The sequence below is a fragment of the Campylobacter armoricus genome (assembly GCF_013372105.1).
GTDB lineage: Bacteria > Campylobacterota > Campylobacteria > Campylobacterales > Campylobacteraceae > Campylobacter_D > Campylobacter_D armoricus.
The window spans coordinates 269,038-286,162 of the sequence record NZ_CP053825.1; the positions used below are offsets into that span (position 1 = coordinate 269,038).

A 17,125-nucleotide genomic window follows, 5' to 3' on the forward strand; every position below is an offset into this window, starting at 1 on the left:
AAAAAATGAGTAAAAATTTAACTTGGCATGCAAGTAGCATTACAAAAGCCCAAAGAGCTAAACTTAAAAATCAAAAACCATGTGTTTTATGGTTTAGCGGGCTTAGTGGTAGTGGTAAATCTACTTTGGCAAATGCGGTTGAAAAAAAACTTTTTGAGCAAGGTTTTCATACTTATCTTTTAGATGGGGATAATGTACGCCATGGACTTAATAAAGATTTGGGTTTTGATGAAGCTTCAAGAGTAGAAAACATAAGACGCGTAGGAGAAGTATGTAAGCTTTTTGTAGATGCTGGCATGATAGTGCTTTGTGCTTTTATATCGCCTTTTGAAAAAGATAGAAAACTTATAAAAGAACTTTTAGATGAGGATAAATATATAGAAATATTTGTTGATACACCTTTGGAAATTTGTGAAAAAAGAGATCCAAAAGGACTTTATAGAAAAGCAAGAAATGGAGAGATTAAAAATTTCACAGGTATAGATAGCCCTTATGAAAAACCTAAAAATCCGCATATACATATAATAAAAGAAGATCTTAATGAGAATGCAGATATGATTTTGAAATTTTTAGATAGGAAAGTTAAATGACTGCTTATGTACATATAGGAACTCCAAAAACAGGAACCACAACTATACAATATTTTTTAACTCAAAATACTAGATTGCTTGAATCAAAAAATATAATTTACCCACTTTCTATAGAATCTTTATATCAACATTGGGAGCTTGTTAATCTATGTTTTGAAATTTACCAAAATATAGACTCATTTCATAAAATAATAGAATATTCCGATGTTTTCAGAAAATTATCACTAGAAATATTAAATCATCCAAATAAATCTTTTTTATTTTCAACAGAAGGATTAACTTGGTGGGTCGATGATGTAAAAAAAATTAAGATTTTAAAAGGAATATTTGATAATTTAGGGTTCAATAAAGTATATATAATAGTATATTTAAGAAATATTTATGATTTTACATTATCTATGGCATCACAGAGTGTTAAAGAAAATTATACTTCACCTTTTGATGTATTTCCTTGGAAATATTTTAAGAGACATATTTTCGATTATCAATTTATATGTAAATGCTACTCTGAAGTTTTTGGCAAAGAAAATATGATAGTAAGACTATTTGATAAAAATGAATTTTATCAAGGAGATCTGTTAAAAGATTTTGTTCATGCTATAGGCTTAGAGTGGAATAATGATTTTACTGTACCTATAAAACAAAATAAAAGTATGGATTTATTAGGAATGGAGTTGTTTAAGAGAATTAATAAATTGTCTTTTGAGTATAGTCAAATAAATTCATTTGTTCAAAATTATTCTGAAAAATATTTTGATTCAAAAGAAATTTTATTACAATACAAACCATCTAAAAAAATAATAGAGTCTTATATAAATTATTTTGAAGAATCAAATGAATGGGTAAGAAAAGAATTTTTTTCTCACAAAAAGAGTTTATTTCCTAAAAAAGATTTAACCAAATATAAAGAAAATTATGAACTTAAAGAAATGAAACCAGAATATTGGGATAAAATAGCTGAATTTATAGCTGATATTGTTAAAACTAAAAATCAAATTATTATAGATAAAACTAATATTATTCAAAATAAAGATAAAATTATTATTGAACAAACTACTCAAGTAAAATCCTTGCAAACAACCATAAAAGATAATGAAACAAAATTAATACAATATCAAACTTCTAATAATACTTTTAGTAATACTATAAAAGAAAAAGATAATATTATAAATTCTAATATAAATCAAATCAACCAATTGAAAAATAATATACAAGAAAAATCAACCCAGCTCAATCAAATTCAATCTAAACTATCTTTCCAAACCAAATATGGCACAGCTAAAACAAGAATTCAAAACCAACTTTCTTATAAGCTAGGTCAAGCTATGATAACAAATTCTAAATCTTTACTAGGTTATATAAGAATGCCTTTTGTATTATCTTATATAAAAGACAAACATAAACAAGAACAAAAAATCTACCAAGAAAAAATAAAAAAAGATCCTTCTTTAAAATTACCTCCATTAGAATCTTATCTTGATTACAAAGAAGCTTTAAAAGAAAAAGAATGTTTAACTTATAAATTAGGCCAAGCTCTTATACAAGCTAATAAAACTTGGTATGGGGGGGGTATATCAAGTTGCTGTTTGAAATTAGGAAATTGAAGAAAGAATTTAAGAATAGAAAAATTTGATATAATCTCTATTTGATAATATAAAGAGAAATTATGAAATTTTACACCACATCCAAAAAACTAAAGAAAAATATTAAAAATTTTTATAATATAACTTTGTATCATACCTACAAAAACATTATTAAAGAAGATGTTTTTGTAGGTTGGGGTAGAAAAAAGTCAGGTTTAAAAGCCATAGCATTAGCTAAAAAGCATAATGTAAAATTTTTGCTTTTAGAGGATGGCTTTTTACGCTCGCTAAATTTAGGTGTAGAAAATAGTCCGAGTTTTTCTATTGTCAAAGATGATGTGGGAATTTATTACGATGCAAGTGCTCCATCTAAACTTGAAAATATTTTAAATACTTATGAGTTTAGTACTGAAGAATTAGAGCAAGCAAAAAAAGCTATAGAGTTTATAAAAAAAGAAAAACTTAGCAAGTATAATAATAATCTTTGCGTGCCAAAAGAGCTTTTTGGTGCTAATGAAGAACGCGTATTAATCATCACTCAAGTAGCAAATGATGCTTCGTTAAAATTTGGTTTAGCTGATAGTTTTTCAACTCAAGATATTATAAATGAGGCTATTGAAGAAAATCCAAGTGCTAAAATATACATTAAAATTCATCCTGATGTACTAAGTGGCAAAAAGCAAAGTGATTTTAATGTACAGGATTTACCAAGTAGGTATGTGATTTTAAAAGAAAATTATAATCCCATAGAATTACTAAGTTATTTTAAAAAAGTTTATACCAAGACTTCTGGTATGGGTTTTGAAGCATTGATGCTAGGAAGAGAATGTGTATGTTATGGTATGCCATTTTATGCAGGATGGGGTTTGACACAAGATAAGTTAGAGTGTAAAAGAAGGCTAAAAAAAAGAAGCTTAGAAGAAATGTTTTACGCCACTTATATTTTATATAGTGAATATTTTAATCCTTATCTAAAACAAAAAAGTGATATTTTTGATACTATTCATACCCTAGCAAAGTATAAAAAGATAGAACAAGCTAATTCAAATACTTTATATTTTTTAGGTTTTACTTTGTGGAAGCGTTGGTTTATGAAGCCATTTTTTAAAGCCAAAAATAATAAAATCATTTTTTTAAACTCACTAGATGAGCTTTATAAAGTCCATCTAAAACCTAAAGATAAAATTTTTATCTGGGGTAAAAAATACGACAAGGCTTTATTAGTAAAAGATTTTAGCAATGAAATATTTCTAGTAGAAGATGGCTTCTTGCGCTCAGTTTTTTTGGGTTCAGATCTCACACGCCCTTTTTCTTTGATAGTAGATAGTAAAGGTTTGTATATAGATCCAAGCAAGCCAAGTGATTTAGAAGATATTTTACAAAATTATGAATTTGATGAAAGTTTGAAGCAAAGAGCTAAAAAACTCATCGCCACTATCACAAAAAATAAATTTTCAAAGTACAATGGCCTAAAACATGAAAGATTAAATTTCAACACAAGTAAAAAAGTTATTTTAATCCCTGCTCAGGTGGAAGATGATGCTTCTATGATCTTAGGTGGTGCAGGGTTTGATACTTTAAAACTTTTACAAAGTGTAAGAGAGGCAAATGAAAAAGTCTTTATAGTTTTTAAACCTCACCCTGATGTTTTAAGCGGTAATCGCAAGGGTTTAAAAGATAAAAACATTATTTTAAAATATTGTGATGAAATTATAGAAAATGTCAGTATAGATAGTGCCATAAATGCTTGTGATGAAGTACATACTATAACCTCCACAAGTGGTTTTGATGCTCTTTTGCGTGGTAAAAAAGTGGTAGTGTATGGCAAGCCTTTTTATGCAGGTTGGGGTTTGACTACGGATTTACATCAAATTCCAAGACGCACAAGAAAACTTAACCTAGAAGAGCTTGCAGCAGGAGTTTTGATTCTTTATCCAAGATATATTCATCCAAAAAGTAAAATTTTATGTGAAGTTGAGCTTGCGTTAGATATAATGCTAAAAATGCAAAAAGATTATTTTTTTAAATTTTATTTGCGTTGGTTTATAGATATAAGAATTTATATATTAAGAAAAATAAGAAGATTAATAGAATTTATTTTGATTAGATGAATTTAAGTAAAAAGTTAAAAAAATTTTCTGGTAAAAATGTTTTATTGCTCCAAGGACCTGTGGGAAGTTTTTTTCGTAAAATTTCTACAAAAATACCAAAAGCTAAGGTTTATAAAGTAAATTTTAATGGTGGAGATTTTTTCTTTTATCCTTTTAAAAGCATTAATTACACTAAAAGTTTAGCTAAACTTGAAGACTTTTATAAAAAGCTTTTTGAAGAAAAACAAATTCAAGTTGTCTTGATGTATAATGATTGTAGAAAAGTTCATGAGATAGCCATTAATGTAGCTAAGCAAATGGGTATTGAGGTATGGATTTTTGAAGAAGGTTATATAAGACCAAATTTCATTACTTTTGAAAAAGATGGAGTGAATGCAAACTCGACCCTACCAAGAGAAAAAGAATTTTATCTAAGTCAGAAAAAATTTAACAAAGATTTTAAATTTAAAACTTTTTCAAACACTTTTAGAAATATGGCTTTTGCTTCATTTTTATACTGGTTTTTTGCTTTTTTATTTTCCTGGTATTTTAATAATTCCTTACACCATAGAAGTTTAAAATTATTTGATTTTTTACCTTGGTTTTGCTCAGTATATAGAAAAAACAAATACAAAATCACAGAAAAAAATTTAAATGAAAAAATTCTTTCATTAAAACAAAAGTATTTTTTAGCTATTTTGCAAGTGCATAATGATACACAACTTTCGCATCATTATAAAAAAAGCATAGAAAAATTTATAGAAGAAGTGATTATTTCTTTTGCTAATCATGCTAAAGCAAAGTCTTATTTAGTTTTTAAGCATCATCCTATGGATCGTGGCTATAGGGATTATACTAAGCTTATAGAAGATTTGAGTTTAAAATACAATGTTGAAGGTAGAATTTTGTATATACATGATTTGCATTTGCCCACGCTTTTGATTAATGCAAGAGGCACAATAGTCATAAATAGCACAGTAGGTCTTTCTGCTTTATATCACAATAGTCCTTTAAAAGTTATGGGAAAAGCATTTTATGATATAGAAGGCTTAACTTATCAAAAAAGCTTGCATACTTTTTGGAAAGAATGTAGAGCATATAAACCTGACATAGTTTTACATACTAAATTTAGAAATTATGTGATATATAAAACTCAAATCAATGGAAATTTTTTTAAAAATACTAGTTTAGACTAAAATTTCTTTTTATAATTTTTAGCAATCTTTCTAAGTTTAAAGGGTAGGCTAAGATAGCCTATTTTAAAAGGGGTTCTTGAAGCTTGTAAAAGCGCATTGCCTAAAAGATAGGGTAAATGTGTTTTGGCTATTTGAGCGTGTTTATAGTCTGCATAGGCTTTTAGAGATGGTAGATTTTTTTGATCTTTTTGATTTTTAAAATGTTCTTTTTTAACTTTTCTTAATTCAAAAGGTATTTTAAAGTAACCTAGATAACTTTGGCTATTTTTTATGATAGCTTCTCCAAGCTTATAACTTAATCTTTCCTTTATCCTTAAACTAGCTCCATAAAGCTGATTATTTTGATGGATAAATATTTCATATTCATTTTTTAAACCCTTGTGATTTAAAAAGCATAAAAGATTATGATTTTGACTTTGTAAAAATGTTTGTGTATCAAGTTTAGTTAGCTCATGGTATTCTAACGCTAATTCTTTATAAAATACGATAGGTGGAATTAAAATTTCATTAGTATTTATAATATGGTAGTAGTAGTAGTGGTGGTGGGGGGGGGTAATTGTGTATTCATTTTTTACTACTTCCTTTTTTACAAGTAGAATTCCTATTAAATCTACATAATCAAGTCTAAGTGTTTTTTCATTTGCTGAACTTAAACCTAAACTTTCTTCGCTTTGTTTGGTAATTTGTGTATTAACATATAAAAAAGTTTTATCATCACAAATTGCTTTTTCATTTTGTATATCTTGAAAAGTATTGATAAGCCCAAAATTTTTTACTAATTTAAAAGATGAGTTTTCAATATTTATAGATGATATAGTGTGGGTTGTTAGATTGGTTTGATTCCAAGTGTGTATGCCTAAAATTTGATAATCTTTTAGCTCTTTTGGAAAAAAGACTTTTTCATTAGCTTTGATTTTTACAACTTGCTCACAAAAAAATGAGTTTTTATGCTCTATTTTAGTTAAATTTGATGGTGTAAAGATATAAAATTTTCTTTTTGAACAAATGATATTTTCTTTGGATTTTTTAAAAGTATGTAAATTTTTTATAATATTTTTACCAAGCTCTTGCATTGCTAGTGGCATAGGATGAAATTTGTAATTTTGATCAAAATCATAAAGATTATTTTTTTGATAGTAAAGATCTATATCGATTAGATTAAACCCATAATAAGCACAATTTTTCCTGTGGGCTTCATTGATAGCTTTTGATTTATCATTATAAGCTGGTATGGGGAGTATAAGCACTATGGTGATTTTATTTGTTTTGTAAAGTTCTTCATAAAAATAGTCAATATTTCTAAGTATAATATTTAAACTCATTGGGTTTAAATAATCATTGATATTTGATTCGCTGATGATATAAGTGCTTTTATTTATATTTTCTTTGTGGCGTATTAATTCATAAAGATTTTGCAAAGAAGTACTAAGTCCTAAAGCGTAGTTATGTAGTTTGATGTTTTTATTTTCAAGACCTACTCGGAGTCCATTTTTAACTACACTATTACTACCACCTAGTAAGATTACATCCATAATTTCTTTCTTTATTATTATAAATTTATATTAATTTTACAAAATATTTTTTAATGAATAATTTCAGAGTAAAAACACCTCATTTTGCCTTTAAATAAGCATTTGACAAAGATAACAACTTTAGCTATATTTTTAAATTCATTTTGAGTTTATTTGGGATTTTAATGGATAAATTGTGTCAAAAAAGAGATGTTTTTTATATAGCTGGTTATGATCCTAGGGGGTATAGGCACTACTATACTATGTTTAAAAAAAACCTTTCTTTGCAAAATGAATTTTTAGCTTATGATTATACTTTATCAAAAGCTAAAGTAAAAGAAAATACTTATCCATTTTGGCAAATTCAAACTCCATATACAAATACTACTTATACTTTTTTAAGTTGGAATGATATAGTCAAGAAAAACTGGTCAGAAGGTATAAAAGATGCTTTGAGTGATTGTTATAGTTTTTTTAGAATTTATACCATCACAGGACTTTTTTTAAAATTTGGCAAAGAATCCCCACATCAACTCATCACAGGCTATTATCCGTTTTTTTATGTGTTTTTGAGTTTGATTTTTACTTTATTTTTTGCTTTTGGAAGTTTATTTTATTTACAAAATTTTCATATTGTTTTAGCAATTATAGCTTTTATTTTGAGCATGGTGCTTTTACCAAAAATGTTTTATAGATTAGGAAAAAAACTAGCTGTTTTTTGGATAGCTAGAATTTGTTCTTTTTGTGCAAATTGGGAAAAAAATAGACAGGGTCAATTAGAACAAAGAATGCAAGAATTTTCTCAAACAATTTTTGAAAATTTAAAAACTCATTCTAAAGAAAAAGATTATGAATTAATTTTAATAGCTCATAGTGTAGGAACGATTTTGTGTATTAATGTTTTGACCAAAGTGCTAAAAAAATGCGAACAAGAAAATATTGATTTCTCAAATTTAAAAATACTCACTTTAGGAGAGTGTATTCCACTAGTGAGTTATCAGAAAAAATCACATGAGTTTAGAAAAGACTTGGAGTATTTGGGAAGTAAAAATTTAATATGGTATGATTTTACTTCTATTATTGATGGTGCTTGTTTTGCACAAATTGATTTTATACGCACAAGTGGAGTAAAAGCTAAATTTAGTCCAAAGTACTTTTCGGCTAAATTTCATACCTTATATAAAAGTAAAGATTATAAAAAAATCAAAAAAGATAAATACAAAGCACATTTTTTATATTTATTTGCTACACAAATTCAAGGAATATATAATTTTTTTGAATTTATTGTAGGTAAAAATAAATTAGAAGAAAAAATTAGATAGGAGAAAATTATGGGTCAATGTCCTTTTCATCCAAAGCCTTATAAAAATAAAGCTTCCACTCTTACGACTTTTTTATTCAAAAGAAGATCTTGGCTTGATGGATTATATGAAAGAAGCTATAAAATGATGATGGGTAGAGTCCAAATGCCTGGTTTTGATCTTTATGTGGTAAATGATCCAAAAGAAGTAAGACGCATTATGGTTGATGAGGTAAGAGAATATCCAAAAAGCCAACTTTTACATGAATTACTTGAACCGCTTTTGGGTGTTAGTATTTTTACTACAAATGGTAGAGTATGGGAAAAACAAAGAGAGCTTTTAAGACCTTCTTTTGAAATGACAAGGATTTCTAAGGTTTTTGGTTTGATGAGTGAGGCAGCTTCTGATATGATGGCTAGATTTGCAAAGTATGAAGATAAAGCGATTATAGAAGTAGATGAAGCTATGACTTTTGTAACTGCTGATGTGATTTTTAGAACTATCATGTCATCAAAACTTGACGAGCAAAAAGGCAAAATTGTTTTAGATGCTTTTGTAACTGTGCAAGAACAAACGGTTAAAACAGCTATGCGAAGAATGTTTCGTTTTCCAACTTGGCTTTCAAATCTTTTAGGTGAGAGAAAAAGACTTAAGGCAGGTGGAGTTATACGCAAGGTTTTATCTGATATTATCAAACCAAGATATGAAAATGCTTTAAATGATCAAGGAAAATACGAAGATATTTTATCTTCTTTGCTTATGGTGGTAGATGCAGATACTAATGAAAGATTTTCTTTTGATGAAATTTTAGATCAAGTTGCCATGCTTTTCTTAGCAGGTCATGAAACTACCGCAAGCTCACTTACTTGGACATTGTATATTTTGAGTATGTCTCCAAATGAACAACAAAAAGCTTATGAAGAGATTATGCAAGTTGCAGGTGATGAAAAATTTACCATAGAGCATATTAAATCTATGAAATATCTGACTAATATTTTCAAAGAAAGCTTAAGACTTTATCCTCCTGTGGGATTTTTTGCTAGAGAAGCAAGAAATGAAAGTAAAATGAGAGATAAACTTATTAAAAAAGGTTCAGGTGTAGTGGTAGCTCCTTGGCTTATCCATAGACATGATAGTTTTTGGGAAAATCCTCATGAATTCGATCCAAGTCGTCATGAAGATAAAAGTAAAATTAAAAAAGATACTTATATGCCTTTTGGTATGGGAGAGCGTATTTGTATAGGGCAAGGTTTTGCTATGCAAGAAGCAATTTTAATTTTAGCAAATATTTTAAGGACTTATAAGTTAGAATTAGAAGAAAATTTTGTACCTGATATTGTAGGAAGGCTTACTATAAGATCAGCAAATGGTATGAATATAAGATTTATCAAAAGGTAAAAATGAAAGAAAAATTAGCAGGAACCATACTACTTTGCGCTATTGTTCCTTTGGCTGTAATTAGCTATCTTTTTATAGTTATAGTAGGTACTTTTGGAAATCCTGCTAGAGTTAGACAGGGTGTGAGAGCGCTTGATCATTTTGTTAATGCGACTTTGTTTAATGGTTATGCTTGGGAGTCTTTATCTTCACATGCTTGGAGAGAGCGTCATAAAAGATGGGCAAAAATAGTTATTAAAATTACAGATTTTTTCGATAAAGATCATTGTCAAAAGGCCAATAAAAGAGAACAAGCTATAGTTGATTTGGTATTGGAAAAAAAACTTACCGAGCAAACAGTCGGTAAGCAACTTTAGTTTTCTCCAAATAAAGCTTTAAGGTTTTTAAATGCTTCTTCTTGGTTAGCTGTTTTATCTTCATTGTTTATTTCGTTTAGTTCTATTTCATATCCAAGAAGCATGCTAGCTAAGCGTATATTAATCCCACTTTTCCCTATGGCTTTGCTTTTTTGCTCACTATTTAGCGTTACAATAGCTTTTTTATCTTCAATACTAACAGAATTTATAATTGCTGGAGCTAAACTTCTAGTGATTAAAATTGCCATTTCATTAGAATACTCAATGCAGTCAATATTTTCATTTTTTAATTCTTTACTTACAGCATTGATTCTAACTCCTTTTATACCTACAGTAGCACCTACTGCATCGATACTAGAACTATTAGTTTGTAATATAATTTTTGCTCTTTCACCCGGAATTCTAGCACTTGCATAAATACTAATAAGCCCATCTTTAATTTCAGGAACTTCAGCTTTTAATAGAGCTTCTAAAAATTTAGGACTAGTTCTACTAAGTTCCATTCTTATTCCTGATTTATCAATATACACATGTCTAATAACAGCTTTAATCACATCACCAACTTTAAATTTTTCACCTTTAATGCGGTTTTTTCTTGGTAAATATGCACGAAATTCATCAATTTCTACATAAGTATTTTCTTCGCTATCTACTCTTACTACACTACCAAAAACCATATGTCCTACCATTTTTTGATATTTTTCATAGATTTTTTCTTCTAAAAGTTTTTGGATGTTATATTCTAATTCTTTATGCAAAGTATTTACTGCAGTGCGACCTAAATTTTCTAAAGAACACTCATAAGTTAGCTCATCACCAATCTCTACATCTTTAACCTCAGCTTTTGCTTTACTTAGAGCAATAAAATGTTCATTTTCATTTTTTAATCTTTCATCATTGTCAGCTACTACGATGATTTTTTGATAGAGTTGTAAATTTTTACTTGAATCAACAAAAAATTCATATTTATCACCATAAATTTTCTTAGCAGTATTGATAAGTGCTTTTTTAACTCTTTCCCTTACATCTTCTATTTGTAAATTTTTTTCATTAGCAATGGATTCAATTATATCTGTGATTTTTTCCATAATGACAATACAACCTTAATTTTGGATTTTTATTTTTGAAGAATAAAATTATATCTTTAATAAGTTTAATTAAAAGTAAAATTTGCTATAATTTCAGATTAAAAAAGCTTGAGGATGATGATTATGGATTTAAAAATAGCAAGAACCTCTGTTGATGAAAAGCCAAAAAGTATAAGTTTAGAAAACATTGAAAAGGCTGTAGATAAAGAAGGTCAAAAATTTTTTTATTTTGATAAAGATAATGCTCATAAACAATTAATTGCTTTAGTGGAGCATTTTGAAAAAAAAGGAAAATGTGTTTATCATAGAACAATTAAATATGGTTTAGATGATGCAGATTTTATGTATGAGGTACATATTCTTTGAGTAAAAAGCTTTTTATACAAACTTTAGGTTGTGCTATGAATGTTAGAGATTCAGAGCACATGATAGCTGAACTTAAAGAAAAAGAAAATTATGAATTAACTCAAGATGCCAAAGAAGCAGATTTAATTTTAATCAATACTTGTTCAGTGCGTGAAAAACCTGTACATAAACTTTTTTCAGAAGTTGGAAGTTTTGAAAAAATTAAAAAAAATGGTGCAAAAATAGGAGTTTGTGGATGTACTGCTTCTCATTTAGGAGATGAGATTTTTAAGCGTGCTCCTAATGTGGATTTTGTTTTAGGAGCTAGAAATGTTTCTAAAATTACAAAAGCTATAAATACTCCAAAATTTTTAGGCAATGATATAGATTTTGATGAGAGTAATTATGCTTTTGCAGATTTTAGAAATAGTCTTTATAAAACTTATGTTAATATTTCCATAGGTTGTGATAAGCATTGTACTTATTGTATAGTACCTCATACAAGAGGTGATGAAATTTCTATACCTTTTGAGATTATTAAAAATGAAGCCTTAAAAGCAGTTTCAAATGGTGCTAAAGAAATTTTTTTATTAGGACAAAATGTTAATAATTATGGTAAAAGATTTTCCAATACACACGAGAAGATTAATTTTTCAGATCTTTTGGAAAAATTAAGTGAAATTGAAGGTTTAGAACGAATTCGTTTTACAAGCCCTCATCCTTTACATATGGATGATAGATTCTTAGAAGTTTTTTCTAAAAATCCTAAAGTATGTAAATCAATGCATATGCCTTTGCAAAGTGGTTCGAGTGAAATTTTAAAAGCTATGAAGAGAGGTTATACTAAAGAATGGTATTTAGATAGAGCCTTAAAGCTTCGTTCTATGTGTAAGGATGTGAGTATTTCCACTGATGTGATAGTAGCTTTTCCAGGTGAGAGTGATAAAGACTTCGAAGATACTTTAGATGTGCTTGAAAAAGTAAGATTTGAGCAAATGTTTTCGTTTAAATATTCTAAAAGACCACTAACTAAAGCAGCAACTATGCCAAATCAAATTCCTGATGATATAGCTTCAAAGCGTTTGAGTATTTTGCAAGCTAGGCATACAGAAATTTTAGATGAAATCGTTGCAAAACAAAAAGATAAGGAATTTAAAGTTTTATTTGAAGAGTTAAGAAGTGATGGTTTTGTAGCGGGTAGAAGTGATAATAATTTTTTAATTCAAGTAAAAGGAAGTGAAGAATTATTAGGACAAATGAAAAAAGTTAAAATCACCAATCCTAGGCGTATGGTGTTAAATGGTGAAATCTTTTAAGATTAATCTTCTAGCTTTTGGAATTTTTTTATTACAATGGCTAGTTTTTTTAACTTGTAAAAAAGTTTATTTGGGAAAAGAATTATCACAAAAACCTTGTGTGATACTTTTTTGGCACGGGCGTCTTGCTTTGATGCCATTTGCATATCGTAAAATGGGTATTAAAGGTAAAAAAGCTTATGTGATGATTTCGCACCACAAAGATGGAGAAATCATTGCTAGAAATATAGCTTTATTTGGTTTAAATGCTTTGAGAGGTAGTACCAGCAGGGGTGCTTTATCTTTATTAAAACAAGCTTTTAAAATTTTAGATCAAGGTGATGATATTATTATTACTCCAGATGGTCCTAGAGGACCATATCATAGTCTTTCAGATGGTTCTGTAATGATTGCTTTGAAAAAAAATGTCCCTCTCTTTTTGTTAAATTACGAGGCAAGTTCTTTTTGGGAATTTAAAAGTTGGGATAAAATGATATTACCAAAACCATTTTCTAAAATTACTTATAGATTAAGTGAAGAAATCAAAATAAAAAATTTAAATTTAGAAGAAGCTAAAGTATTGATAAAAGAAAAATTTGATATGATAAGTCAAATAGATAGAGGTTAATACTATGTTATCTTTTTTTAGAAAGTATATATTACAACTTTTGGTTTGTATATGTTATGATGAAAAACAATATATTATAAGATGTCATACTTGGAAAAAATCTCAAGCTATTGATACTTTTGAAAAAAGTTTTGAAGATAAAGAAAAAGCCATAGAATATGTAAAAAATTTAACCAAAGATTTTCAAATTTATTATATAAGCATTTTCTTTACACCTATTGCTCAAGGTATAATTCCAAGTTCAAATTTTAAAGACTTACCTAAATTTGGTGTAGATGAAAATAGTGTTAAATGTGTTTCGTTTAACAATAGCTTATTGTATGCTTCTAGTGTTTCATTACAATCTTGTCAAGAAGATTATGAGAGCTTTGGGGGATTAGATTTAATTTATTCCCCTTTTTCTCTGCTTTATTATTGTATGGAAAACAAGGGATTTGGAGATAAAATTGGGCTTTATGTGTATAGATATCATGATTTTGTTGCTATGTTAATTTGTAAAAATAATTCAATTTTATTTGGTAGTTATTTTAATATTGCTAGTCAAAATTACGAAGATGATGAAGATTTTCTAGATGAAATAAAAGAAGAGTATGCTGCTTTAGATTTAGATGATGAAAATAATAATGAAGAAGAACAAAATTTTGATTTAAAAAGTTTAGAAGAAATGAGTCAAGAACTTGAGAAGATAGATGAATTAGAAGAGCAAGAAGAAATTCCTATGGAGTCTTTAGAGAATTTTAGTTCTGATATGAAAATGATAGAATATATCATTTCCAGTGTAAAAGAATTTTACCAAAATCCCTTGTATGAAAATAACTTTTTAGAAGAAATTATTATATTTGATGAAGAGAGTTTTAGCCATACTTCTTTGGATTATTTAGAAAATGAACTTTTTATCAAGCCAAAGGTAGAGCTTGTAGATACTTTAAATTTAATGAATGAACTTATGGTAAAGGACTTAAAATTATGAAATATAGTCTTGTAAAGCCAAATATAAAACCTGTTTTTAATCTTTTTACGCGTATTTGGATTTATTTTACCGGTATTAGTGTTGGTGTAATATTTATAGTTTTTATAGTAGTTGCATTTAAAAGTTATTATGCGACAATTCAACTTAATAATAAAAAAGAAGAATTGGTTCAAATTATATCTTCAATTAATGCAAATAAACTTAAATACCAAGAATTAGTTAAGCAAAACAATAAAGCAGAGATTGTTTTAGGTGATTTTGAACAAGAAAAAGAAAATGGCAAAAATAGAGTTTTATTAAAAAGTATTCAAAATCTTTTTACTTTAGTTCCTAAAAGTATTTCTTTAGAGGAGGTATTGATGGAAGATAGATCATTGGTTATAAGAGGTATTACTCCTACTAAAGAAATGTTTGCTTTGTTATTAGAAGCTCCATTAAGAAGTATTTTTTCAAATTCTCAAACAAGTTATTATCAATTGGAAAATGGTTGGTATCGCTTTGTTAGTGTAAATATTATTATACCAGAGGAAATGTATGAACAAAAATGATAAAAGTTTAGAAGAAGCTGATATATTAAAAATATTAATTTATTCTTTTTCTTTTGTTGCTATATGTGCTGTATTGATTTTATTTTTAATTATCCCTTTTTTAAAAGATTATAAAATAGAGTATTCAAGATTAGCAAAACAGCAAATTCAAAATACCAAAGCATTAAACGAGCTACAAGCAATAGAAAATGTTATTGCAAAATTCCAAAATACTTATAAGCAAAATTTATCGCAAATTAATACTGATTTTTCTCAAAAAGAATTTATAGATTATATGAAAAACTATTTTGATGATGTTAAAATCAACTTAATTCCCATTAAAATAGAACAAGAGTATTTGAAATATCAATTTAATGTAAATGCAAAAATCAAAAATCCACAAGCCTTTTATTCATTTTTAAAAGATTTACAAAAATATAAAAATTTAATAGAAATTTCAACTCCAGTAGAATTTAAATCAGAGGGAAAACACATAAATCTTAAATTTAAAATCAAAGTGTTTTATGCTCCATCTGTTATTCAAAAATAATGATTTCATTGTTTTGGTAAGGACTTGTATTTTCGTTAGTGTTTGTTTTATTGATAGTTTTTTCTTCATGAGATTCTAGTTTGTCTTCATTTATTTCATGTTCATCTTTGAATTCTTCTATGTTTGTTTTTAAAGTTGATGTGATTTCTTTGTAAAAACTAACAAATACTTTATCTACTTCCAAAGCACTAGCTGCGATACTTTCATTTATTTGTGTTGGAACAGCACTATAAACTTGTCTAAAACTTTCTATGGTAGCATCACCTTTGATGGGATAGTTTAAATTTATTGGTTCGTTTAATTTTGTAGAGCTTGTTGTGGTATTGAATGTTTGGTCTTGTTTTAAATTGATAAAATTGCTTTGAGCTTCTAAAATAATCATAAAAGAAGATTCAATACTATTACCCCCAAGACTTGAATTTCTTGAAACTTTATCTTCATATAAATTTGCACTAATAATAATATTAAAAGTATAATCAGGATTTTCATTATTTATGGTATATCCTTTACTTTGAAGTAGTGTTTTACTATCTTCTAAAAGTTGATTTTTGAGTAATTCTAGGCTTTTATTGATTCTTTGATTTAGAGTAGATTGTTCAAAATAAGAACTATAAAATGTGTTTTTGATGATTTCAATATCAGAAATTTTGACTTTTAGGGCATTTTTATTTGTAATATTGTGTTCTTTAAAAGTACTTTTGAAAGTTGGCATAGAAATATAATAAGTTTTTTGATTACTAGTGCATGCACTAAAAAATAAAACTACACTTACAAGAAATAATATTTTTCTCATATGTTCTCCTTGTGATTTTTATAATTATAACAATTTTTTGCTATATTATGGATTTTACAATAAAGGTATTTTATGGATTTTTGGCAAAATATTTATGCAAATTTTGATGTTGTAGCTTTTGAAATTTTTGGTTTAAAAGTACATTGGTATGGCATTATGTATGTATTAGCTTTGCTTGTAGCATTAATGGTAGCAAAATACTATGCTATTAAAGACAATATGGGAATTTCAAAAGCTATGCTTGATAGTTATTTTATATGGGTAGAAATTGGAGTTATTTTAGGCGCAAGAATAGGTTATATTTTAATCTATGATCCAAATACTTTGTGGTATTTTACACATCCTTGGCAAATATTTAATCCTTTTTATAATGGAGAATTTGTAGGAATTAGAGGTATGAGTTATCATGGTGCTGTTGTGGGATTTTTAATAGCCACTTATGCTTTTTGTAAAAAAAATAAACAAAATTTATGGAAATATTTAGATTTGGTAGCTATTAGTGTGCCATGTGGCTACATTTTTGGGCGTATAGGAAATTTTTTAAATCAAGAATTATTTGGTAGGGCTACTGATATACCTTGGGGCATTTATGTTGATGGAATATTGCGTCATCCTTCACAGCTTTATGAGGCATTTTTAGAGGGTTTTGCTGTTTTTGTCATTTTACTACTAATAAAAAAATATAAAAAATATAATGGGGAATTGATTGCTTATTATACGATTTTTTATGCTCTAGCTCGTTTTATTTGTGAATTTTTTAGAGAACCTGATTTTGGGATAGGTTTTGTTGTATTAAATTTAAGTATGGGGCAAATCCTAAGTATTTTTATGTTTTTATTAGGAGTGTTTTTATCTTTTTATTTAAGAAATATTAAAAGAAATTTATAAATTTTTATTTATTTTA

17 protein-coding genes are annotated in these 17,125 nt (G+C 27.3%); 14 read left to right on the forward strand and 3 right to left on the reverse strand.

Annotation, left to right across the window (positions count from 1 at the left end):
* The first annotated feature begins 5 nt into the window (after positions 1-5).
* The 4 genes from cysC to kpsS all read left to right on the forward strand — a co-directional run bounded on the left by cysC (position 6) and on the right by kpsS (position 5,459).
* Positions 6-590 (forward strand): adenylyl-sulfate kinase, encoded by a 585-nt coding sequence (gene cysC / locus CARM_RS01450; protein ID WP_139424429.1) that lies wholly within the window; start codon positions 6-8, stop codon positions 588-590.
* The gene (locus tag CARM_RS08410; protein ID WP_244948520.1) at positions 587-2,194 is read left to right on the forward strand and encodes a hypothetical protein; all 1,608 of its coding nucleotides are present in this window, start codon (positions 587-589) and stop codon (positions 2,192-2,194) included. Before cysC ends, CARM_RS08410 begins: the two co-directional genes overlap by 4 nt.
* 62 nt (positions 2,195-2,256) lie before the next feature.
* Complete coding sequence (locus tag CARM_RS01460; protein ID WP_139424431.1) at positions 2,257-4,284, forward strand: capsular polysaccharide biosynthesis protein; 2,028 nt, start codon at positions 2,257-2,259, stop codon at positions 4,282-4,284.
* Entirely contained in the window at positions 4,281-5,459 is a 1,179-nt protein-coding gene (kpsS, locus tag CARM_RS01465) for a capsule polysaccharide modification protein KpsS (protein WP_139424433.1), read from the forward strand. Before CARM_RS01460 ends, kpsS begins: the two co-directional genes overlap by 4 nt.
* On the opposite strand, the gene CARM_RS01470 is transcribed toward kpsS, so the two are convergent.
* Complete coding sequence (locus tag CARM_RS01470) at positions 5,456-6,991, reverse strand: SGNH/GDSL hydrolase family protein (RefSeq protein WP_176300985.1); 1,536 nt, start codon at positions 6,989-6,991, stop codon at positions 5,456-5,458. The genes kpsS and CARM_RS01470 overlap by 4 nt on opposite strands.
* 164 nt (positions 6,992-7,155) lie before the next feature.
* Here CARM_RS01470 and CARM_RS01475 point away from each other — a divergent pair, with 164 nt between their 5' ends.
* Genes CARM_RS01475 through CARM_RS01485 form a run of 3 tightly spaced genes read left to right on the forward strand, consistent with a single transcriptional unit; the run spans position 7,156 to position 10,025 of the window.
* Positions 7,156-8,292: a DUF829 domain-containing protein gene (locus CARM_RS01475; protein WP_139424435.1), complete on the forward strand. Its 1,137-nt coding sequence runs from the start codon at positions 7,156-7,158 to the stop codon at positions 8,290-8,292.
* A gap of 9 nt (positions 8,293-8,301) precedes the next feature.
* Positions 8,302-9,669, forward strand: a complete 1,368-nt coding sequence (locus CARM_RS01480) for a cytochrome P450 (protein ID WP_139424437.1) — start codon at positions 8,302-8,304, stop codon at positions 9,667-9,669.
* Between the two features lie 2 nt (positions 9,670-9,671).
* Positions 9,672-10,025, forward strand: a complete 354-nt coding sequence (locus CARM_RS01485; protein ID WP_139424439.1) for a M14 family metallopeptidase — start codon at positions 9,672-9,674, stop codon at positions 10,023-10,025.
* On the opposite strand, the gene nusA is transcribed toward CARM_RS01485, so the two are convergent.
* Complete coding sequence (nusA, locus tag CARM_RS01490) at positions 10,022-11,113, reverse strand: transcription termination factor NusA (RefSeq protein ID WP_139424441.1); 1,092 nt, start codon at positions 11,111-11,113, stop codon at positions 10,022-10,024. The genes CARM_RS01485 and nusA overlap by 4 nt on opposite strands.
* 123 nt (positions 11,114-11,236) lie before the next feature.
* Between nusA and CARM_RS01495 the strand changes: the two genes are divergently transcribed.
* The 6 genes from CARM_RS01495 to CARM_RS01520 are packed head-to-tail and all read left to right on the forward strand — an operon-like array spanning position 11,237 to position 15,428.
* Entirely contained in the window at positions 11,237-11,479 is a 243-nt protein-coding gene (locus CARM_RS01495; RefSeq protein ID WP_139424443.1) for an HP0268 family nuclease, read from the forward strand.
* Positions 11,476-12,774: a tRNA (N6-isopentenyl adenosine(37)-C2)-methylthiotransferase MiaB gene (gene miaB / locus CARM_RS01500; protein ID WP_139424445.1), complete on the forward strand. Its 1,299-nt coding sequence runs from the start codon at positions 11,476-11,478 to the stop codon at positions 12,772-12,774. The genes CARM_RS01495 and miaB overlap by 4 nt, the downstream gene beginning before the upstream one ends.
* A complete protein-coding gene (locus CARM_RS01505; protein WP_139424447.1) occupies positions 12,758-13,381 on the forward strand; it encodes a lysophospholipid acyltransferase family protein in 624 nt (207 codons plus the stop codon). The genes miaB and CARM_RS01505 overlap by 17 nt, the downstream gene beginning before the upstream one ends.
* Positions 13,382-13,385: 4 nt before the next feature.
* Complete coding sequence (locus tag CARM_RS01510) at positions 13,386-14,351, forward strand: hypothetical protein (RefSeq protein WP_139424448.1); 966 nt, start codon at positions 13,386-13,388, stop codon at positions 14,349-14,351.
* The gene (locus CARM_RS01515) at positions 14,348-14,899 is read left to right on the forward strand and encodes a hypothetical protein (protein ID WP_139424450.1); all 552 of its coding nucleotides are present in this window, start codon (positions 14,348-14,350) and stop codon (positions 14,897-14,899) included. The genes CARM_RS01510 and CARM_RS01515 overlap by 4 nt, the downstream gene beginning before the upstream one ends.
* A complete protein-coding gene (locus CARM_RS01520) occupies positions 14,886-15,428 on the forward strand; it encodes a hypothetical protein (RefSeq protein WP_139424452.1) in 543 nt (180 codons plus the stop codon). The genes CARM_RS01515 and CARM_RS01520 overlap by 14 nt, the downstream gene beginning before the upstream one ends.
* Here the strand turns inward: CARM_RS01520 and CARM_RS01525 are convergent.
* Positions 15,415-16,221: a hypothetical protein gene (locus CARM_RS01525; protein ID WP_139424454.1), complete on the reverse strand. Its 807-nt coding sequence runs from the start codon at positions 16,219-16,221 to the stop codon at positions 15,415-15,417. The two genes, CARM_RS01520 and CARM_RS01525, sit on opposite strands and share 14 nt — an antisense overlap.
* Before the next feature lie 72 nt (positions 16,222-16,293).
* Between CARM_RS01525 and lgt the strand changes: the two genes are divergently transcribed.
* A complete protein-coding gene (gene lgt, locus CARM_RS01530) occupies positions 16,294-17,109 on the forward strand; it encodes a prolipoprotein diacylglyceryl transferase (RefSeq protein ID WP_139424456.1) in 816 nt (271 codons plus the stop codon).
* Positions 17,110-17,125: the final 16 nt, after the last annotated feature.